The sequence below is a fragment of the Mycobacterium colombiense genome (assembly GCF_003284975.1).
In the GTDB taxonomy this organism is placed as follows: Bacteria; Actinomycetota; Actinomycetes; order Mycobacteriales; family Mycobacteriaceae; genus Mycobacterium; species Mycobacterium europaeum_A.
Map to the genome: position 1 here is coordinate 1 of NZ_QMEU01000056.1, position 19,179 is coordinate 19,179.

General features: G+C 66.9%; 21 protein-coding genes and 2 pseudogenes. 9 read left to right on the top strand and 14 right to left on the bottom strand.

Annotation, left to right across the window (positions count from 1 at the left end; translation table 11 throughout):
• Positions 1-132 (top strand): annotated as a pseudogene (locus tag DQP58_RS27650) (LpqN/LpqT family lipoprotein); the annotation flags it as partial.
• Between the two features lie 56 nt (positions 133-188).
• Positions 189-530: a hypothetical protein gene (locus tag DQP58_RS17225; RefSeq protein ID WP_112709496.1), complete on the top strand. Its 342-nt coding sequence runs from the start codon at positions 189-191 to the stop codon at positions 528-530.
• Between the two features lie 21 nt (positions 531-551).
• Here the strand turns inward: DQP58_RS17225 and DQP58_RS17230 are convergent, their stop codons facing one another.
• On the bottom strand, positions 552-1,160 hold the full coding sequence (locus tag DQP58_RS17230; RefSeq protein WP_112709497.1) for a YqgE/AlgH family protein: 609 nt from the start codon (positions 1,158-1,160) through the stop codon (positions 552-554).
• 97 nt (positions 1,161-1,257) lie between these two features.
• Here DQP58_RS17230 and DQP58_RS17235 point away from each other — a divergent pair.
• Positions 1,258-2,590, top strand: a pseudogene (locus tag DQP58_RS17235) (MFS transporter).
• Between the two features lie 50 nt (positions 2,591-2,640).
• Complete coding sequence (locus DQP58_RS17240) at positions 2,641-3,414, top strand: TIGR03084 family metal-binding protein (RefSeq protein ID WP_112709499.1); 774 nt, start codon at positions 2,641-2,643, stop codon at positions 3,412-3,414.
• Between the two features lie 179 nt (positions 3,415-3,593).
• Here the strand turns inward: DQP58_RS17240 and DQP58_RS17245 are convergent, their stop codons facing one another.
• Both DQP58_RS17245 and DQP58_RS17250 read right to left on the bottom strand, forming a co-directional pair.
• On the bottom strand, positions 3,594-3,911 hold the full coding sequence (locus DQP58_RS17245; protein WP_112709500.1) for a DUF2710 family protein: 318 nt from the start codon (positions 3,909-3,911) through the stop codon (positions 3,594-3,596).
• Positions 3,912-3,986: 75 nt separating this feature from the next.
• Positions 3,987-5,678: a DUF5631 domain-containing protein gene (locus tag DQP58_RS17250; protein WP_112709501.1), complete on the bottom strand. Its 1,692-nt coding sequence runs from the start codon at positions 5,676-5,678 to the stop codon at positions 3,987-3,989.
• Between the two features lie 82 nt (positions 5,679-5,760).
• Here DQP58_RS17250 and DQP58_RS26840 point away from each other — a divergent pair, with 82 nt between their 5' ends.
• The gene (locus DQP58_RS26840; protein WP_165827902.1) at positions 5,761-5,904 is read left to right on the top strand and encodes a hypothetical protein; all 144 of its coding nucleotides are present in this window, start codon (positions 5,761-5,763) and stop codon (positions 5,902-5,904) included.
• 24 nt (positions 5,905-5,928) lie between these two features.
• Here the strand turns inward: DQP58_RS26840 and DQP58_RS17255 are convergent, their stop codons facing one another.
• The 6 genes from DQP58_RS17255 to DQP58_RS17280 form a co-directional block, all read right to left on the bottom strand.
• Positions 5,929-6,240 carry a DUF2694 family protein gene (locus DQP58_RS17255; RefSeq protein WP_112709502.1) on the bottom strand — a complete coding sequence of 104 codons (312 nt, stop codon included), beginning with the start codon at positions 6,238-6,240 and terminating at the stop codon, positions 5,929-5,931.
• Positions 6,237-6,554, bottom strand: a complete 318-nt coding sequence (locus tag DQP58_RS17260) for an ESX-1 secretion-associated protein (protein WP_066861971.1) — start codon at positions 6,552-6,554, stop codon at positions 6,237-6,239. Before DQP58_RS17260 ends, DQP58_RS17255 begins: the two co-directional genes overlap by 4 nt.
• 50 nt (positions 6,555-6,604) lie before the next feature.
• Entirely contained in the window at positions 6,605-8,056 is a 1,452-nt protein-coding gene (locus DQP58_RS17265; RefSeq protein WP_112709503.1) for a DUF4226 domain-containing protein, read from the bottom strand.
• Positions 8,057-8,191: 135 nt separating this feature from the next.
• The gene (locus DQP58_RS17270; protein WP_112709504.1) at positions 8,192-8,554 is read right to left on the bottom strand and encodes a DUF4226 domain-containing protein; all 363 of its coding nucleotides are present in this window, start codon (positions 8,552-8,554) and stop codon (positions 8,192-8,194) included.
• A gap of 49 nt (positions 8,555-8,603) precedes the next feature.
• The gene (locus DQP58_RS17275; RefSeq protein WP_112709505.1) at positions 8,604-9,428 is read right to left on the bottom strand and encodes a C40 family peptidase; all 825 of its coding nucleotides are present in this window, start codon (positions 9,426-9,428) and stop codon (positions 8,604-8,606) included.
• Complete coding sequence (locus DQP58_RS17280) at positions 9,421-10,209, bottom strand: helix-turn-helix domain-containing protein (RefSeq protein WP_112709506.1); 789 nt, start codon at positions 10,207-10,209, stop codon at positions 9,421-9,423. Before DQP58_RS17280 ends, DQP58_RS17275 begins: the two co-directional genes overlap by 8 nt.
• Before the next feature lie 143 nt (positions 10,210-10,352).
• Between DQP58_RS17280 and DQP58_RS17285 the strand changes: the two genes are divergently transcribed.
• From DQP58_RS17285 to DQP58_RS17300, 4 genes are all read left to right on the top strand, one after another.
• Positions 10,353-10,769 (top strand): WhiB family transcriptional regulator, encoded by a 417-nt coding sequence (locus DQP58_RS17285; RefSeq protein ID WP_066861759.1) that lies wholly within the window; start codon positions 10,353-10,355, stop codon positions 10,767-10,769.
• A 93-nt stretch (positions 10,770-10,862) separates the two neighbouring features.
• Positions 10,863-12,245, top strand: a complete 1,383-nt coding sequence (locus DQP58_RS17290; RefSeq protein WP_112709507.1) for an acyl-CoA dehydrogenase family protein — start codon at positions 10,863-10,865, stop codon at positions 12,243-12,245.
• Positions 12,246-12,306: 61 nt separating this feature from the next.
• Positions 12,307-13,302 (top strand): pirin family protein, encoded by a 996-nt coding sequence (locus tag DQP58_RS17295; protein WP_112709508.1) that lies wholly within the window; start codon positions 12,307-12,309, stop codon positions 13,300-13,302.
• Positions 13,289-13,618 carry a GNAT family N-acetyltransferase gene (locus DQP58_RS17300; protein WP_112709509.1) on the top strand — a complete coding sequence of 110 codons (330 nt, stop codon included), beginning with the start codon at positions 13,289-13,291 and terminating at the stop codon, positions 13,616-13,618. Before DQP58_RS17295 ends, DQP58_RS17300 begins: the two co-directional genes overlap by 14 nt.
• Positions 13,619-13,662: 44 nt before the next feature.
• On the opposite strand, the gene DQP58_RS17305 is transcribed toward DQP58_RS17300, so the two are convergent.
• From DQP58_RS17305 to mbtM, 5 genes are all read right to left on the bottom strand, one after another.
• Positions 13,663-14,085 carry a hypothetical protein gene (locus DQP58_RS17305; RefSeq protein ID WP_112709510.1) on the bottom strand — a complete coding sequence of 141 codons (423 nt, stop codon included), beginning with the start codon at positions 14,083-14,085 and terminating at the stop codon, positions 13,663-13,665.
• Between the two features lie 60 nt (positions 14,086-14,145).
• Entirely contained in the window at positions 14,146-14,556 is a 411-nt protein-coding gene (locus tag DQP58_RS17310; RefSeq protein ID WP_112709511.1) for a hypothetical protein, read from the bottom strand.
• On the bottom strand, positions 14,553-16,412 hold the full coding sequence (locus tag DQP58_RS17315) for a hypothetical protein (RefSeq protein WP_112709512.1): 1,860 nt from the start codon (positions 16,410-16,412) through the stop codon (positions 14,553-14,555). The genes DQP58_RS17310 and DQP58_RS17315 overlap by 4 nt, the downstream gene beginning before the upstream one ends.
• A gap of 193 nt (positions 16,413-16,605) precedes the next feature.
• Positions 16,606-17,220 carry a GNAT family N-acetyltransferase gene (locus DQP58_RS17320; RefSeq protein WP_112709513.1) on the bottom strand — a complete coding sequence of 205 codons (615 nt, stop codon included), beginning with the start codon at positions 17,218-17,220 and terminating at the stop codon, positions 16,606-16,608.
• A 13-nt stretch (positions 17,221-17,233) separates the two neighbouring features.
• Entirely contained in the window at positions 17,234-18,796 is a 1,563-nt protein-coding gene (mbtM, locus tag DQP58_RS17325; protein WP_112709514.1) for a long-chain-fatty acid--ACP ligase MbtM, read from the bottom strand.
• Between the last annotated feature and the right edge of the window lie 383 nt (positions 18,797-19,179).

Sequence of the window (19,179 nt, forward strand, 5' to 3'; positions counted from 1 at the left end):
CAGACCGCGCCGGCGGCTCCCGTCGGACTGCCCGCGCAGACGCCGACATTGACCCAGCAGCACACCCCCAGCCTGCTGGCCATGGTGCCGGGCCTGCCCCCGCTGCCGAACTTCTCGTTCCTGCAGCACTGAGGACGGCCCGCCGAGCCGGATTCGCGGGCCGGTCACCCGGCTCGTATTGTGACCCCATGCTGATTGCGGGCGTGCTGTGCATGTGTGCGGCGGTGGCCTCGGCGGGGTTCGGCACCTGGTCGCTGGCGCACAACCAAAACGTCGGTGCCACTGCGTTGGCGCTGCGCGCGATGGCGCCGACCCAGTTAGCGGCCGCTGTGATGTTGGCCGCCGGCGGCGCGGTCGCCATGGCCGCCGTCCCGGACACCGCACTGGTGGTACTCATCGTGTGCGTGGTGGGCGCGCTAGGAACGCTGGCCGCGGGCTCGTGGCAGAGCGCCCGCTTCGCGCTGCGTCAGGAAGCGGCGGGGCCCGCCTGCGCCGGCAGCTGCGTCGGCTGCACGCAGTCGTGCTCCTGAACGGAAACCGGGGGAGCGGCCCTAATTGCGGCTGATGTCGATCGGGTGGGTGGCCAGCAGCGACAGCGGCAGCGGCTGGCGCCGCAGCACCTGGCCCCACAGGTCTGACCTCGGTCCGACCAGTACGTCGGATGGCAAGGCGGACAACACAATCCAGTCGTCGCGTTCGATCTCGCCCTCGAGCTGACCGATAGTCCAGCCCGAGTAGCCCGCGAAGATCCGCACCCCTTCGACCAGCGGCGCGATCAGGTCGGGGTCGGCGTCCAGATCAACCATGACCACCCGGCCGTCCACGTGCCGTAAGCCCGGCGCGTCCCCGGGATCGGCGCCGACGCGCAGCGTCGCCAGGCACAGCGCGGCGTCACGCTTCACCGGTCCGCCGATGAACATCGTCTTCGGCTTGGCCGAGAGCTTGGTCCATTGAGGCAACACGTTGTAGACCGCGGTTTCGCTGGAGCGGTTCAGCACGACACCCAGCGTGCCTCCGTCATTGTGCTCGACGATGTAGATCACGCTGCGCCGAAACGTCGGCTCGAGAAGATCGGTGTTGGCGAGCAGCAAAGTGCCCGCGCGCACCCGTTGCGCGGCGGGTGCGACATAGTCCTCGGGATCCTCCTGCGGGGGCACCACACCATCATCGCATCCGGTGCATCGTGGCCCAGGGCAATCGCGGGGGTAGGCCAGGGAGATTTGTACTGTGGTTGGGACCGCTCTGATCGCGCGAGCTTTGCCAACCCCAATCCTGGAAGTCGGTTTTGGTGATCCCCACCCGGATGCAGTCCAGCGCACCCGTCGAGATTTGGCGGTCGGTGCGCGGTTTGCCCGATTTCTGGCGGCTGTTGCAGGTGCGCGTGGCGAGCCAATTCGGCGACGGCTTGTTTCAGGCGGCGCTGGCCGGGGCGCTGCTGTTCAACCCGGACCGGGCCGCGGATCCGCTTTCCATCGCGCGCGCCTTCACGGTTCTGTTTCTGCCGTATTCGCTGCTGGGCCCGTTCGCCGGCGCGCTGATGGACCGCTGGGACCGGCGGCTGGTGCTGGTCGGCGCCAACATCGGCCGACTGGTCCTGATCGCCGCGATCGGCACCATCCTGGCGGTGCGCGCCGGTGACCTGCCGCTGTTGCTGGGTGCGCTGTTCGCCAACGGTTTGGCCCGGTTCGTCGGGTCGGGCCTATCGGCGTCGTTGCCGCATGTGGTGCCGCGCGAGCAGGTGGTGACGATGAATTCGGTCGCCACCGCATCCGGGGCCATCGCGGCGTTCTTCGGCGCAAACTTCATGCTGGTGCCCCGCTTCATCTTCGGCGCCAGCGACAAGGGCGCGTCGGCGATCGTGTTCATCACCGCGGTTCCGGTGTCGATCGCCCTGCTGTTGTCGTGGCGGTTCGGTGCCCGGGTGCTCGGCCCCGACGACACCTGGCGGGCAATCCACGGGCCGGTCATCTACGCGGTGATCACCGGTTGGCTGCACGGTGCGCGCACGGTGGCGCAACGCCCCACGGTCGCCGCCACCCTGTCCGGCCTGGCCGCCCACCGGATGGTCGTCGGCATCAACTCGCTGCTGGTGTTGTTGCTGGTCCATCACATGCCCAACCTCAAGGGCGGGGGATTCGGCACCGCCTTACTGTTCTTCGGCGCCGCGGGGCTGGGCGCCTTTCTGGCCAACGTCCTGACGCCGCCGGCGATACGCCGGTGGGGGCGCTACGCGACGGCCAACGGCGCGTTGGCGGCGTCGGCGATCATCGAGGTCGCCGGCGCCGAGCTGTTGGTTCCGGTGATGGTCGCGTGCGGCTTCTTGCTCGGCGTCACCGGGCAGATGGTCAAGCTCTGCGCCGACACCGCGATCCAGATAGACGTCGACGACGCCCTTCGCGGGCACGTGTTCGCCGTGCAGGACGCGCTGTTCTGGGTCGCGTTCATCGTTTCGATCACGGTGGCCGGCATCTTGATTCCCGATGACGGGCACGCGCCCGCGTTCGCGCTGTTCGGCTCGGTGCTGTACCTGGTCGGGCTGGCCGTGCACGGTGTCATCGGGCGCCGCGGCGAGCAAGCCAACGATCGCTAAGGTACAGACGTGCTTTGTCCGACGGCCGCACCCGACAGTCTGCGGCTCCGATGACCGGTCCCGCACCCATGGTCGACGACCTGCGTGCTGAAAGCGACGCGCTCGACGAGCTGGTGGCGCCGTTGCCGCCCGAACGCTGGGCCGATCCGACTCCAGCGCCCGGCTGGACCATCGCGCATCAGGTCGGCCACCTGCTGTGGACGGATCGGGTCGCGCTGATCGCGGTCACGGACGAGCCCGGATTCGCCGAGGTGTTGGCGGGCGCGGCGGCGGACCCGGCGGGCTTCGTCGACAAAGGCGCCGAAGAGCTGGCGGCGCTGGCGCCCGCCGACCTACTCGCCGACTGGCGGGTCACCCGGGGACGGCTGCACGAGGCGCTGCTTACGGTCGAAGCGGGCCGCAAACTTCCGTGGTTCGGGCCACCGATGAGTGCGGCATCGATGGCCACCGCTCGACTGATGGAGACTTGGGCGCACGGCCTCGATGTCGCCGACGCGCTGGGCGTGACGCGGCCGGCGACCGAACGCCTGCGGTCGATCGCTCACCTGGGGGTCCGCACCCGCGATTTCGCCTTCGCCGTCAACAACTTGGCGCCGCCGGCCGAGCCGTTCCTGGTCGAGCTGCGCGGACCCGGCGGCGACACCTGGTCGTGGGGGCCGCCCGAGGCCGAGCAGCGTGTCCGCGGGTCCGCCGAGGATTTCTGTTACCTGGTCACCCAGCGACGCCCGCTGAGCGCGCTCGACATCACCGCCCAGGGCGAAGACGCCCAGCGCTGGTTGCGGATCGCCCAGGCCTTCGCGGGTCCTCCCGGCGCCGGGCGATGAGCGCGTGAGACGCGCGAAGAGAGCCGGCGCCCATCAGCCAAGCGCCGGGCGATGAGCGCGTGAGACGCGCGAAGAGAGCCGGCGCCCATCAGCCAAGCGCCGGGCGATGAGCGCGTGAGACGCGCGAAGAGAGCCGGCGCCCATCAACCAAGCGCCGGGCGATGAGCGCGTGAAACGCGTCAGTGCAGGGGGCCGCCGTAACTCGCCTGGTTCTCCGCCTCGGCTTCCTCGCGCAGTGCGGTGATCGCGAGGTTCAGGCGTTCGGCCAGCTCTCCGTGGCCGTACCCGGTCATCACCCCGGGATGCAGAGTCAGCTTGAGCAGCCGGCCGTCGGAATTCGCGACCGCATAGACGTCGCCCAGGTCGACGCTGTAGGTAACGGCTTCGGCCTGCGCCACGAGGGCTTCCCACTTGTCGGCCGCCTCGCTCAGTTCCCGAAGAACCGATTCGACGAGATCCTTCTCGCTGAGATTCGCGCGACTGCCCGAACCCGCCACCGTGACAGTATCGTCGAGCCCTCCGAACAGCGTCAATTCAGACGCGGACCGGTGTGCAGCCAACCTGCCGGGCGGTCACGCGGCGAGCTTTCGGTACCACGCGAGGTGGTAGTTCGCCGACACCGAGTCGCCGCTGGCGATGCCCTCGGTGGCGGCCATCAGGAGGCACTTGAGCAGAAGCGCGGGATTGACGTTCGGATACTGAACGAGGAGCTGGTAGCGCGCGGTGTCGAGATGGACCCGCAGCACGTCGACCTCCTGGTCGACGACGACGGTTCCCGCGGCGGCGGCTTCCGCCAACCGTGGCACGATCTTGGGCAGGTCGTCACGCCCGCGCGTAGTCGCACTGAGCACGCTCGCCAGATCATCGATGGCGGGCAGTGCGCGCGGCTCCACCGACGATCGGGTGGCGGCGAAATCGACCGAGCGGCGCAATGAATCACCGGGAGTGTAAGTGACGACGCGGGCCGTTTCGCCGATCAGCGCGGCGACCCTGCCGCTGCGGCGCTCGGGTTCCAGCAACCGAATTCCCGCGGGCAGGCTGATGCCTGACGGTATCCATCCGTGAGCGAGATCGGTGACCAACACCGTCGTGCCGTCGGCGCGATCTCCGATCGCCCAATTCAGGCGCGGCTCCTGCCGTACCACGAATTCGAGCAGTCGGTTCAGCCGCTGGTCGTCGAAGCCCTTTGGTGGTGAGGGCTTTTCGATGGGTGGCCGGGCGAAGGCGGCCGTCTCGGGCTCGACCTCGACCGGCGTGGTACCGGCGGCTTCCGGCGTGGCATCGGCGGCGGCTTCCTGCGGCACCTCGGGCTCCGCGCTGGCGGTGACCGGCTCGTCGACGATCGCGTGGTGGCGGCCGGAGTCGGCCTGGTCCGGTGCCGGCTCGGGTGCACGCTGCACCGGTGCCTCGAGCGCCGGCTCCGCATGCGTGATCACCGGAATGACCTGCGTCTCCTCAAGATGGGATGCGTCAGTGGTCCCGACGGGCTCGTCGTCGGAAGTGGCCGGTTCGCTGGCCGCCTCCGGTTCGTCCTTGACGGCGGGCGGCTCGACGACTGCGTGGTGTCGGCCGGAGTCGGCCTCGTCCGAAGGCGGCTCGGGCACAGCCTGCGGCGGCGCCGGCAGATCCGGCTCGGCCCTGATCACCGGGATGACTTGTGTCTCGTCGAGGTGGGACGCGTCGGCGGGTTCCCGCCGAGCCGCCTGCGGCGATGCACTGTCGGCGACCGGGTCGGGCGCGGACTGGCGACGACGACGCCTTGCGCTCGGTGGTGTCGGATCTGGTCGACCCGGCGCGGGCGCCTCGGGAACGGCCCTGACCTCGCCGATTGTGGGCAGCACCTGCGTCGTGTCCAGGTCCGCGCGGGGCGGCTCCGGCCGCGGTGGGGGAGGAGCGGGGGGTCGGGCTCCGCTCTTCACGGCATGCAGGTAGCGGATCGTCGATTCGACTCGGCGCACGGCGCGGGCCCGGGCCTCCTCGATGACGCGCGCCTCGGCCGCCTGGCGCGACGGGTCGGTCATGCCCGCCCGCTTGAGTAACTTCAGCTCGTCGTTGGCGGCGTGCGCAATTCGTTGCAGGTCGGCCTTGAGATGTTCAGCGAGAGTTGCCGTTTCGGCCGTCACCGTCGACAATTCGGCAGGCCACAGCCCGCCTGTCACCCACGGGGTGCAGTCGATAGGAGAGCTGAAAGCCGGCATCGCCAGGGATTCCCGGGTAGCTCTCCGGAGGCGCTGGCGCGCCGACATCCGACCGAAGACCGCCACCGGCTAAGCGTACCGGGACCCGGCCGACGACTTGTGCGGTCAGTGAATTGTGCGGTCGCAGGGCCGTGGGTAGCGTGAGGGCATGGCTGATTCTGCACTGCAGCAGCAACTCGACGAGGTCCGCAGCTTGCTGGCTCGCGCACGAGAGTTGTTCGGCCCCAATCCGGTAGAGCCGCCGACCGGTATCGCGCCCGATCCCAGCGTCGTCAAGCCGTGGCTCCGCTAGACCGGCGGCTCGCGTGACGGCCCGCTAGACCGCGCCGTTGCGGCGACGCAGTTTGTGCGCCAGCAACTTCTCGATGGCCGCGTCGAGGTCGCGCGGGGTGGGAACCTCCGCGGAGGGCGTGTGCCCGGCGGCGACGATCTCGTCGCGAATTTCCAGCAACGCTTTGAGGCATGAGACGTCGGCGGTCAACAGAATGCCCTGCGCCAGCGTCTCGGCATCGGTTTCCATCGCCTCTTCGCTCAGCGCGACGCTGTGCATGTAGCCGCCGCGGCAGGAGCGGACGAGAATGTGTCCACTCGGGTGAACAGTGTCGAAAGCGGGATTCGCGTCGGTCATCGACCGCGGTCGACGATGTCGCCGAACTTCCCGGCCGCCTCCTGCTCGTGCTGTTCCCACATCGCCGCCGAATCGGTCAGCTTGTCAGCCAAATCGGCGTGGTCGGCAGCTTGCTGCTCGTAGCACTGGCGTCGAAGTTCCAGCAGCTCACGGCCCGCGTCACGCAGCTCGCTGAAGATTGGCCCGAGCGAATCGAGGCTCTCTTGGATCGCGGGGTGCGACGACGGGACGGTACGCAGGTACTCCGAGGTGTCCTGGTGGTGCGCGGCAGCCTGACGTAGGTGCGCAGGCACTACATGAATCGAATCTGCCATCCGCTGTCTCCTGTTGACGACCGCCGGCACTGCCGACGAGTTCATTGTGGTCAGGTGGTCGACGAGGTCGCCGGCCGGGTAGGTGTCGGTGGGTCAGGCTTGGCCGGCGTCGCTGGTGCCGCGGTCGCCGCCGGCGGATGTTCCCAGCCTAGGAAGCTCGGCCCGCTGATGGTGGCGATGCGTTGAATTTGGCCATCGAGAAGCGCCTTGCCGGGGCTGAGGGCCAACGCGTGACGATCGGTGAACATCCCGATATCGCCCGGGGTCACCTGCAGGGAATCGATGGGGCTGGGGACCGCGGTTCCCGGTGGGGGGATGGTCATTCCCTGTTGCTGGAAGGCCTCGGCTATCGGCGTGCCTCCGACGGCGGCCTTGATCGCGGCGGCCAACTGCGGGCTCGCAGCGGTGACCGTTTCACCGTCCGGCAGGGTCAACGGTGTGGGTCCGGCCGTCGGCTCATCCGACGTGTCCGGCTGATCAGCGGTCCCGTCGCTGGATTCGTTCGAGGCGTCCTGCGCGCCCGGATCCTGGTCTTCGGCGTCGGGCAGTTCGTCGTCGGCAAATTCTTCCAGAGCCGGGTCGGTCCCGTCGGCACCGCGTAAGCCGGGAAGCCCGCCGACCCCGTCCCAACCGGCCATGGATCCGGGCACCGAGCCCAGCCCCGGCAGGGAACCGCCACCAAAGGTGGGCATGGCCGGTGCGAACGGCTGTTGCGGGGCGGGCGGGATCGCGGTGCCGGCGACCGCACCCGGACTCGGAACATCGCCGGGCAGCAGTCCGTCATCGTCGCCAAACACGGAGTCCAGCAGCGGATCCCACTCGGCGTCGAGATCGTCGGGCGCTCCCGCCGCCGCATCACCAGCGGCCACCGCCGCCCGCGGTTGTTCGCCAGCAGCCTTCGAGTCGCCCTTGGAGGCGTCGTACAGCGCCGTCCAGGCGGCCATCAGCGTTGACTTCGACGTGTCGTCCAGGCTCGCGTTCAGGACGACCTCGCGGATATCGCGGAGCTTGCCGATCAGAAACCGCTGGAAGTCGCGCGCTCCCGCCGGAGTGTCCAGGTCTGACCTGGTCCGTACCGCTGCTTCGGTCTCATGCTGCAGCCTGGTGAGCGCGTCTCTGCCGTCCACCGCACGCAGGTGCGCGTTCAGGATGGCCGAGACCACCTGCATGTCCAGTTGCGAGCTGGCCGAGTTCTGTTGTGCCAGAGCGGCTTCAGCGTGCGCGATGGCATCGGCTGCCTCCCCCGATTCGCGATCCGGCGGCGGCGCGGTCTCGGCGGGCGGTCGGCCCACGGGCGGGTTGGGCGTTGCTTTTGCGCCGAAGACGCCTGGATGCTGTTGGCGGATCTTGCGCAAGATCGCCTCAACCTGGTCGGGCCGGGTGGTCGGGGTGATTACTGCGGTCACTTCGGCGGGCGCCAATCCCGTCTGCCATGCGTTCGGATCGCCGGTGCGGTCTCGCACGTGTTTGACCGCGGCAAGCAGGTCGTCGTACGCGGACATCAGCTGGGCAGGCGGCGGCGCAGCCCGCTCGAACGCTGCTGCCGGGAAACACGCGACCCCTCCATGTCGGGCGACGGTACTCAGGGGCATGGTCGGTGACAATTCAGTGCGCTGTGCGGTGTGGACTAGTTCCGTTTAGCCGCTTTCGGCGGCGTACTGGTCCCGAAGACTCTGCAGCACAGCCTTTTTGGCCTGCCCGAATTCGCGCGCCCCGGCCACGACCGACGCTATCTCGCGTTGCTTGGTCAGCAGGAACTTCTGAAACTCACGCGCCCCCATGGGCGTATCGAGGGCGAGGTCCGCCTGGTGCACGGTCGCGTGCTCGATCTCTTCGGCGATGGAGTCCAGCCGCCTGACGCTCTCGCGCGCCGCATCGTGAGCGCTGGAAAGCACCTCGTTCAGCAAACGGTCGGCTTCGGATGCGGCGCCGTGCCGACTTGCCAGTGCCGAGCGCCGCGCCTCGACGGCCTCTAACGAAGGTCCGGGTTGTTCCGGCATCGGCCTCACCCTTCTCGTCGTGCCCGCGTCGCCGGGCGCTCGTGTTGTGTCATATCGGTCGGCGGATCGCAACGTTGTTGCCCAGTCGGCTGATTCGCACCGAGGCACCCGAATAGGGCGCCTCCACGACGAGGTTGTTCCCGATGGCCAGCTGCACGTGGCCGGCGTGCGGAAACACCAGATCCCCGGGCCGCACTTGCCAGCGGGCCACCGGGATACCGTCGTTGATCTGTTGATAGGTGGTGCGATCCAGGTGAATGCCGGCCTGCGCGTAGCTCCACTGAACCAGGCCCGAACAGTCGAACTGGTCGGGTCCGGTCGCTCCCCACACGTACGGCCGGCCCAGTCGGGACAATGCCGCACGCACCGCCACCGCCGCTCGGTCGGCCGGCACGCCTCCCAGCCCCGAGATGCCCAGCCGGCGCAGCCGATAGCGCAAGGCGAGCAGTTCTGCATGCCGCCGTCGCGCGCGCAGGCGGGCCGACACGACGTGGGCCCGCTGCGTTCGTAGCCGAGTCGCGCGCCGCCGCAGCGCCTCTCGCTGGGCCAACGGCGTCGACGGCGTCGTGGCGGCATCCGCGAGGGCCGCGTCCAGGACCGTCCTGGTCAGCTCGCGGGCCTGCGCCCGGTCGCGGTGCGCGCCGGCGATGATGTCGCCGGCCGCGGTATCGGTGCCGGCTGCCGCCGTGAGGCGTTGCCGGCTGTGGTCGACCGCGAGTTGGTAACCGCCGTGCGCCATCGTGTTGCCCAACCGGGCGGCGCGCTGCAACACGTTGCGGTAATGCCCGGTCGCCGCATCCAGGGACGACGGCTGGGTGCGGCCGGCGAACAGTTGGTGGGCCCGGCTCAGCGCCTCGACGTCGGTGTCACTCATGATGTCCCCCGTCGTCGTCCTGGCTCGCACCTTCTGGTCGCGACTCGACGGCGTCGGTGAAGGCTCGCACGCGGGGGAGGGCGCCCGGCGGGATCGCTCCCCGGTTGCGGATGTCCCACATCTCGTCGACATCGACGCCGACGAGTGCGGCGATGACGGTCTCCGGCAGCGACGACTGCGTGCACGCTCGGTCGAAGCGGGCGCTCAGGCTGTTCGGCATCCGCTTCAACAGCGCAGCGCGGGTCGCCTCAAGGGCCTGCAAATGCTCCATCAACCGGCCGGTCGAGTCGGCCCCGGCGCCCACCGCCACCCGCCAGGAGCTGGCGGCCAGCATCTCGGCCTTCACGCATTGCGCGATCACAGACAGAATATACGTCTCATATTCGTTTGATGTTGTCGCAGGCAGTCGATCGATGACGGATTTGAGGGCGTCGAGCTGTGCCTCGGCATAGCCTTCCAGCACTTCCGTGTCGCTGTGGCGGTCGACCACCACCGGCCCGCTGCGCCGCGCGGGCACCGGGGCCGGCGGCTGGGCGGCCATCAAACGCGCCAGCTCGGCCTCCGGATCGGCGGCCACCAGGAGCCGCGAATAGGTGCCCGGTGGCAGGCCAAGGCCATTTTCGATCTTCTGAACTGTGCTTTTGTGCGGCTTGCGGGCGCCGCGCTCCAAAAAGCTCAGTCCCATGATGCTGACCCCGGTCGCGGCGGCGAGATCGGCTAGTGACCAATCGCGCGATTCACGCAACGCGCGGATAGCCGCACCAGCGGATTCACGGGTCACCGCACGCTCCGGCCATGGGCCGGATATTACACAGGGGCGGTCAGGCTTATCGGTTTATACGTTTCCGTCACGTTTCTCTTGCATTGGGCAGCATCATCTGTATACGCTTCTGTCTACGTTTCACGCTCGACAAGGAGACCGACATGGGACACCCCTGCGCAGCCAACCCGGAACTTTGGTTCGGCTACCCCGACGACGACGGTGGTGACGGCGCCGCGAAGGCGCGCGCATACGAGCGGTCGGCCACTGAGGCGCGAATCCAGTGCCTGCGCCGCTGCCCGCTGGCCCAGCAGCGCCGGTGCGCCGCACACGCCATCGCGCACCGCGAGGAGTACGGCGTGTGGGCGGGCGTGAAGCTGCCGGGCGGCCAGTACCGCAAGCGGGAACAGCTCGCCCACGCCCACGAGGTCCTGCGACGCATTGCCTCCGGCGAGATCAATGCCCGACAGCTGCCCGAGAACGCGGCGCTGCTGGCACGCCACGAACACGAGGCCGTCGCGGTGCCTGCGGTGGTGCTGCACCTGCCGCTGGCGCAAATCAAACCTCGTTCGGCCGCCTGACATTTTGGCGACACCCGGGGCGGCAGTTTGCTGAGCCGGCCAACGGGGTAGTCGGGGTCGGCAGGACCAGTCTGTCGACCCAGAGGCGCACCCATGACGTTCGACCTGACCCCGACGGCAGCACAGCACGACCTTGCCAAGCGGACACACGATTTCGCCGAAGAATGCATCCGCCCGGTAGCGCTCGAGTATGACCAGCGCCAGGAGTTCCCGTGGCCGGTGCTGGAGGAGGCGGCGCGGCGCGGCTTTTACAGCCCGCTGTTCTACCGCGATCTCATCGGTGATCCGACCGGTATCTCCCTACCGATGTTCATGGAGGAGCTGTTTTGGGGCTGCGCCGGGATCGGGCTGGCGATTGTCATGCCGGCGCTGGCGCTGTCCGCGATCGGCCAGGCCGCTTCCCCCGAGCAGATGCTGGAGTGGGCGCCCGAATGTTTCGGCACGCCAGGCGATCTCAAACTCGCCGCGCTGGCCATCTCCGAGCCGGAGGGCGGCAGCGATGTGCGCAACCTTCGCACCCACGCGCGCCGCGACGGTGACGACTGGATCATCGACGGCCACAAGATGTGGATCGGCAACGGCGGCATCGCCAACGTGCACGTGGTCAACGCCGTGGTCGACGAGGAGCTCGGCCACCGCGGCCAGGCCTTGTTCGTCGTGCCGGGGGGCACACCCGGCCTGAAACTGGTGCGAAAGCTGGACAAGCTGGGTTGCCGAGCCTCCCATACCGCCGAATTGCTTTTCGAGGGTGTACGCGTTCCGGCAGCGAATCTGCTTGGCGGACACGAGAAGCTGGAACACAAGCTCGCAAAGGCCAGGGAGGTGGTGGCGGGCGGCAAGCGGTCCGGTTCGGCGACGTTGGGCACCTTCGAGCAGACCCGGCCCATGGTCGCCGCCCAGGCCATCGGCATCGCGCGCGCAGCACTCGAATACGCCACCACCTACGCCACTGAGCGCGAGGCCTTCGGCGGCCCGATCATCGACAACCAGGGCATCGCCTTCCCGCTGGCGGAGCTGGCCACCCAGATCGACGCCGCCCGGTTGCTCACCTGGCGTGCGTCGTGGATGGCGGCCAACAACGTTCCCTTTGAGCGGGGCGAGGGTTCTATGTCGAAGATGGCCGCCAGCGAAGTCGCGGTCAAGGCCACCGAGCGGGCCATCCAAACCATGGGCGGCTGGGGCTACATCACCGACCATCCTGTCGAGAAATGGTATCGGGATGCCAAGCTGTACACCATCTTTGAGGGGACCAGCGAGATTCAGCGGATGGTCATCTCCAACGCGCTGGGCGCCGCCGTCGGGACCCCGCCGCTGCATGTGGTCCTCGAGCCGTCCGGGGGAGCGCTGAACCGGGTCTTCGGGCGCGGCACCCCGCTGCGGTCCCGGGCCGCCGATAGTGCGCTGTCGATGAAGGATCGGGTGCCCGAGCCTGTTATGCGGCTCGCCATGAAGGTGCTGCGGCCCCCGCGCAAGTAAGGACGCCGGGTACGGTCGCGGATGACGGCGCTGCGTGCGGGCCCGCGACGGAGGATGGACGATGAGCAACCTAGAGGTCGCCCCGGCCGAACTCTCCTGTGCCGCTTCACAACACTCGGACACCCCGACGACGGTAGACGTGCTGCATCCGCGCGAAGTGCCGTTGGGCGGCCCTAGGGCGATTCGGGTGCAACGCACACTGCCGCAACGGCAGTGCTCGCTCGTCGGCGCGTGGTGTTTCATCGACCATTACGGCCCGGTGGCCGCGCGGATGGATGTGCCGCCGCACCCGCACACGGGACTACAAACCGTCAGCTGGTTGTTCAGTGGGGAAGTGGAGCACCGCGACAGCGCCGGCGTACATGCGGCCGTTCGGCCCGGCGAGCTGAATCTGATGACCGCCGGTGCCGGCATCTGTCATTCGGAAGTGTCGGTGAACTCCGGCGCCCCCTTGCACGGTGTCCAGCTCTGGGTCGCGCTGCCCGGCTCCGACCGCGACACCGGGCGAGACTTCGCCCATTACGCGCCCGCGCCCGTGGCATTGCCGGGCGCGCGGGTGCACGTCTTTCTCGGTGAGCTCGCCGGAAGCCGGTCGCCGGTAACGACATTCACACCGCTATTGGGCGCCCAGATCGAACTCGACCCCGGGACCACGCTCGACGTCGACGTCGACCCCACCTTCGAGCACGGGGTGCTCTGTGACTTAGGGGCCGTGCGCGTGGACGGGACGGCCCTGACGATCGCCGACTTGGCGTATCGAAGCCCAGGGCCGGCGCAGCTGCAGATGCACAACGCGGGGCAGGGGCCGGCGCGGGTGTTGCTGCTCGGCGGCGCGCCGTTCACCGAAGAGCTGGTGATGTGGTGGAACTTCGTCGGCCGAAGCCACCAGGACATCGCCGACTACCGCCAATTGTGGGAGGACGCCGACGATCGATTCGGCGCCGTCCGGGGCTACCGGGGAAACGTCGCCCGGTTGCCCGCGCCTCCGCTGCCGACCGTTCGGCTCCGGCCACGGCCAGTACCGCAAAGAAAGGGAGACACAGATGACAACCGATAAGACCGGCGCCGAAGCCACGGTGAGCCTGGAGGACGGCAAGTACACGATCGCCGTCGACGGTAAGACGGTGGGGCTGGCCGATTTCGCCGACCGCGGCGAACAACGCGTCTTCTACCACACCGAAATCGATCCCGCGTACGGCGGGCGTGGGCTGGCGACCATCCTGGTCGAGGAGGCGCTCAACGAGGCGCGCGAGGAGGGCAAGCGCATTGTTCCGGTGTGCTCGATGATCGGCACGGTGCTCAAGAAGCATCCCGAATTCGATGACATTACCGATCCGGTTACTCCGGAGATTTCGCGGTGGGTGCGCTCGTAGCGTGGATTTAGCGGGCGCGGTGCATTCGTGTAGCGTGTGCAGGGTTACGTAATTGGCGGGCCGAAGTACTTATAGGCCTGCGCCTTTCGTCGGGCGATTAACACTTCGCATGACCTTTGCGCGTTAGCTGAAGAGAACATTTCTTCGATGCGGCTGAGGTTGGTGCGAGTCCACGTCGCCATCTCCGCGGGGCCCGCGCGGTTCAGCTCGTCGTAGTCGTCGAGGTGCTGTCGAATGACCGATATTCCGAACCAGTTGTCCGGTGCGCCTGCCAGTTCAGTCGGTGCGACGGCAAACCCCAGGATTCCTCGATCGTTGTCTATAGACCAGCTGAGAAGCGGGCCCGTCAGATTCAGGCCGGCGTTGATTGTGGATATGCCGGACGTGACCGAATCCGTAATACGATAGCGGGGATCCACATACAAGAACCCGAAGTTTTCAATGAAGAACTCCAGCAATGTCTTCATTTTCTCCGGATCCTATTTGTGCGAAATAAAAGGTCGGATCTGGCCAGGGCCGCCCTCACGCTATTGTGACCAATATTTGTCTGCATTAGCGCGTCTCAACTCCTTCAATTCTTCACACACGTTCGCCACTGTAGACGAGTCGGAGAAAAGCTCTTCGACACGAGTGGCATTCTGGCGCATCCACTCAATCTCATCGGTCGCGGAGAGGTACTCGATTTCGGGTTCATGGTTGATATATTGCTTGATGAGCGAGACCCAAAACCAGTTTCGCGGCAACGCAAGACACGTTGGCGCTAGTGAGATTTGCATTTGTCCCCGGTCGTTGACCACCAGCCACATGATAATCGGTCCCGTCACGGTCAATGATCCATTGATGGTGGCGTTCCCTGTCTTCGAATTTGTAATCCGGTAGCGCGGGTCGAGGTACAAAAAATCGAAGTGGTTAAGGTAGAACTCTAATAGGGTCCTCATCGCCTACCTCCCAATTGTGGTGGAATAAAGGTAGAGTCGCCGATCCTTTGATAGCCGTGGTTTTTGATATATTGGATCTCGGCAGCAGTGAAGGTGTTGGGCTTGATCTCGTCATACGGTACTGACAGTGTAATACTGTCCCGGTTTGCGATCGCGACATCCAGTACATGCTGATTGGCAGCCAGTTGCTCAGTGGGTGTGAATGAATACCACGCATCGCCGAGATCAAAATAACTGGCATTGTGGTCGCGCGCGACGTCGATGTAGGAGGGGCCTCCGTTCTCTGGTTGGAATGGTCCGAGGACGGTTTCGCCGCTGCCGGTCAGATGCTGTTCAGATAGCGCTCGCAACTCGGGAGGCATGTAGCGCAGGGGGTCGTCGAGGATGAATTCCGGGTGCGCTGGATCAATCACAACGGGTGGTGGGCTGTCGGGCAACACAGGTGCGTGAGGCCCAGCTGGCGCATGGTCGACGGGTGCATCGGCGGCCGGCGGCGCGTGCTCGACCGGAGGCGGCTCAAGAGGATGCGTGCCGGGGACGGGTTCACCTCCAATCCCAGGTGCACCGTGCGGGGGAAGATCCGCCTCGGCCAGGGCGGCACGCAACTCTGGCCCGCTCATGCCACTGGCCGTCAGACTTTCGGACGTCAGGCCCTCAAACGCTTCTCGACCGAATAGCGCCTTCGCGCCTTGTAAAAGCGCCTCCCCGCCTGCCTTCAGCCCTGGCCCACCGACCGCCACGGTGATGGCGGTCCATAGCGGTTCGGGGGTGGCTTCCACTTGCCCGGGATCCGGTGTGCGCATGCCGGTCAACTTGCCGCCGTTGAAGCTGTAGTAGGTGCCGGTGGCCTGGTCGAAGAACTCGCCCGTTCCGTTCTTGAGTTGACCGGTGACCTGTACGGGCTGTCCCTTGTCGTTGTAGGTGAACATGAAATGCCCGTCGGGGGTGACGCTCACCGACGCGGGATCGATGCCGGTGTAGTCGGGCAGCTTGCGCAGGTCGTCGAGAGCCTTCGCGAGATCGTCCTTGAGCTTGGGCAGCCTGGCATTGGCGGCCTCGGCTTCCGGCGACCCTGGGCCGTGGGTGTACGCGTCGGCCGCGGCCTTATTGAGAGCGTCCCGCGCAGCGCGCACCTTGGCCAGTTGGTCCGCCACCGCCTGCTTGATGACTTGGCGGATCTCCGCCAGTGCGGCTTGTTGGGCGGGTGACGGCGGGGCGACACCGTCAGCGTCGGCGCCGTGGAGGGGCGCGCCGTCATACCCTTCGGCATGGAGGCTATCCAGCGACTTCTTAAGGCCGTCGGAGTAGCCGTTGCGAATTGACTCCAGTGCAGCTAGCGCCGCCTTGGTGTCCCGAAGGGCGTCGTCTTCACACGTGTTGATGAAAGCATGCACTGCATCCTTGTCTGCGGCTGTGAGGCTTTTGTCGTTGTTCAACAGGTTGACGGCCTGCACAACCGAGTCCGAGATGCTCTTCAACTGCGCGTCCAGAGCAGCGATCCGCGCCGCGCCGGCCTTCTGTGCGTCGGCCAACGCCGCGGCGATGTTCTCGAGGTCCGCACCAATCTTGGGTAGCTGCAACGACTGCGCCCCAAGAGATTTCACCACCCGCTGGACTTCTTCGGAGTCGTTAATCGGATGACCGCCCTCCTGGTGGTTCCAGGCGGCTTCGAAGCGGCTGCGGGCTTGCTGGAAGGCGTTGTCGGACTCCGCGGTGCATCGGCCCGCGCGATGAAAGGCACTGGCTAAATTCGAAATGTGCAACGGACTGCCAGCCTGCAGGCTTGCATTAATCGCCCAGGGGTCACCACCAGCTTCGGCGACAAGCGCCTTCTCATCTATATAGGGAAGTCCCATGACACCGTCGATGGCTAGCTTGGTTTAGGCAGCTCCTCGCGGGCAGGAATTTCCACCCCGTACTGAGCTGTCAATCAGGGTACTAATCCGCAGATTGAGGTCAATTCACTACACGCCGCCGGGGCGCGATACCGGGAATGTGCCGATAAGCGTTCCGTCCTGGCGTTCTTTTCGTGACGGGGAAAGCCGAGATCTAATGACCCGTTGTCCGCTCCAGCGCGTACAGCGCCATTCGCCGGTTCGGCATGTCGTGTTCACCGAGAAATTCGCAGCGCAGGAATTCGCAGAGCCGCCGCACCGTCGTGTTGCGATGGTCGGGGTCGAACATAATCCGTTGGCACGCAGGGTCAATGACCAGAATGCTGGCGATGACCTTACGGAGAACCAGCGGCCCCAGCCCGCGGTTCACCAATTCCTGGTCCGCGATGGCCCCGTGCAGTCCAAGATCGTGTGGCTGGCTGGCGTAGTACCGGGCGATGGAGTCCTTGGCGGCCCGGTAGATCTCCAGGTACGCGCGATCCACACCCTTGATGCTGAGGATGAGCGGTCTCGAGTATGCGCCATCGACCTGGGCGCGCAGATGGTGACGCCAACGGGCCACCGGCCAGTCGTACTCCCAGGTTTCGGCCAGATGCGGCCGGTTCATCCACTCCGCCACCATTTCCGCGTCCGGGCTGTCGGGGTCGGCGACGCGAATCTCGTTGGGCCACACCAGTTCCGGTATCGGCGGGGGCGGAGCGTTGCGGACCGCCTCGCTGATGTCCGTGAGCTCCCGTGGAAGCGCAGCCGCCGGTTGGTCGGTCGTCATGAAACCGCCGGCCTCAGGTGGCAAGCTGCCGGCCCACCTCGAGTCGCCTGAGCTTGCCCGAGGAGGTCCGGGGCAGCGACCCGGGCGGCATCAAGACGACGTCGGCCGGGGTCACGCCGCACACCGAGATGACCCGTTTGATGACGGCGCTGCGGGTCACATCATGGTCCGAGCCCAGGAACTCCGCAGCGATGAGCAAGCGGGACTGGGCGGCCCCGGACTCGGACCCGACCGCCACCACTGCGCCTTGCCGCACGCCCTCGACTTGTCCGGCCACCTGTTCGATTTCGGTGGGAAAGATATTGCGGCCGGCGATGGTGATGACCTCCTTGGAACGACCACAGATCGCCAGCGCGCCGTCCACCAGGTAGCCGATGTCTCCCGTGCGAAACCACTGCGCATCGAGACCCGCAGGGGTGCCAGCGTCGCCGAAATACCCGTCCATCATGGACGTTCCACGAATCTCGACTTCTCCGATCCGGTCGTCCGGATTGTTCTCGGCTGGGCGTATCCGTAGCTCCATGCCGGGGATCGGCCGGCCCAGCAGAGCATATTTCTGGCGGTTCCCGGACTCGGTGCGCTCGTCGATGCGCAATCCCGTTGCGGGTTCGGGCATCGTGACGGCGCAGGTCGCCTCGGCCATCCCGTAGGCCGGGGTGGCCGCGGATGCGCGGAAACCGAAGGGCGCCATGGCCGTTGCGAACCGGTCGAATCCCGCGCAGTCGACGGGTTCTCCGCCGTTGATGGCAATCCGAAGCGATCCAAGGTCGACGTCCGACACCCGGCCCGAGAAGCGGCCGAGCGTGGCGTACCCGAAGTTCGGTCCAGCGGTGAACGTCGCCGCGCTGGCCGAAAGCCACTCCGCCCAGCGCAGCGGTGCGGCGGAGAACGCGCCCGTCGGCGCCTGCCATAACGGCATCCCGCTCAGCGCGCAGCTGAGGAGGAAGGCCAAGCCCATGTCGTGATAGATCGGCAGCCACGAACAGCCGCGGTCCGACGAGCCGTCGAGCTGGAGCCGGTCGGCGATGCCTCGCATGTTGTTCAACACGGCGGCCGGCGATAAGGCGGCCGTGCGCGGATTGCCGGTCGAGCCGGCCGTCCCCTGCAGAATCGCGTGCTTCGAATCCGCCTGTCCATGAGGGCTGTTCGATGTTCGGGTGTGGGCGGCCCCGCGGAGGTCGCAGATCGTCAGGGCGGACTCGGCATCGCCGAGGAGGTGCAGGGTGGCCCCGTGGCTGAGGACCATGCTGACCCCGATTCCGCTGAATCGGGCCAACGTGCTGTTCGCCCAATCGGACGGATCGGCCCCGCGCCGTGGGCGCGGGAGGATCGATACGGCCGCGCCGGCCAGCCACGCGCCCTGAATGGCGGCGACCAACTCGACGGTCGGCTCACCGACCAGCCCCACGGCCCCGATGCGATCCTGCTGCAGCAGCCGCGTAGCGATGCGTTCGGCCATCCCGTGGACTTCGGGCCACGGGTACGCCTTCCATTGGTCGGCCTCTTTGTCCAAGACCACCAGGTCGTGGGGTGACCGGGTCATCGCCTCACGCATCGCGGCGGCAAGGACGTTCATGCGCTAGGCCCCGCGGCGGTCAAATCGGTTGTGAGAATGGTGGATTGGCGATTTAAGGCGCGGTCATCATGGAGGATCCTGACCAACTGATCTTCGACGGTGCGGGGCACGGGGGGATTGGAGAAGGTCATATGCGGGGACCATACCGCGGTGATTTAGGCAAGGCTACCCTCAGCGCAAAGTGTGGGGTGTGTCACTGCGGCAACCGCCCTCGCCTGGCTGCCCGCGGGCTCGGCTGTCGTTGGGCGGCCCCCTTGCACGGTGACCAGCGAAAGGCCCCTCCGTATTGCCAACGGCCACAACCCTTTTCCGTCCGGTCGCATGGATCCCCATTGGATGGCTATCTCGCCTTGATGCCAGGTGCAGGTCTGAAATGATGGGTG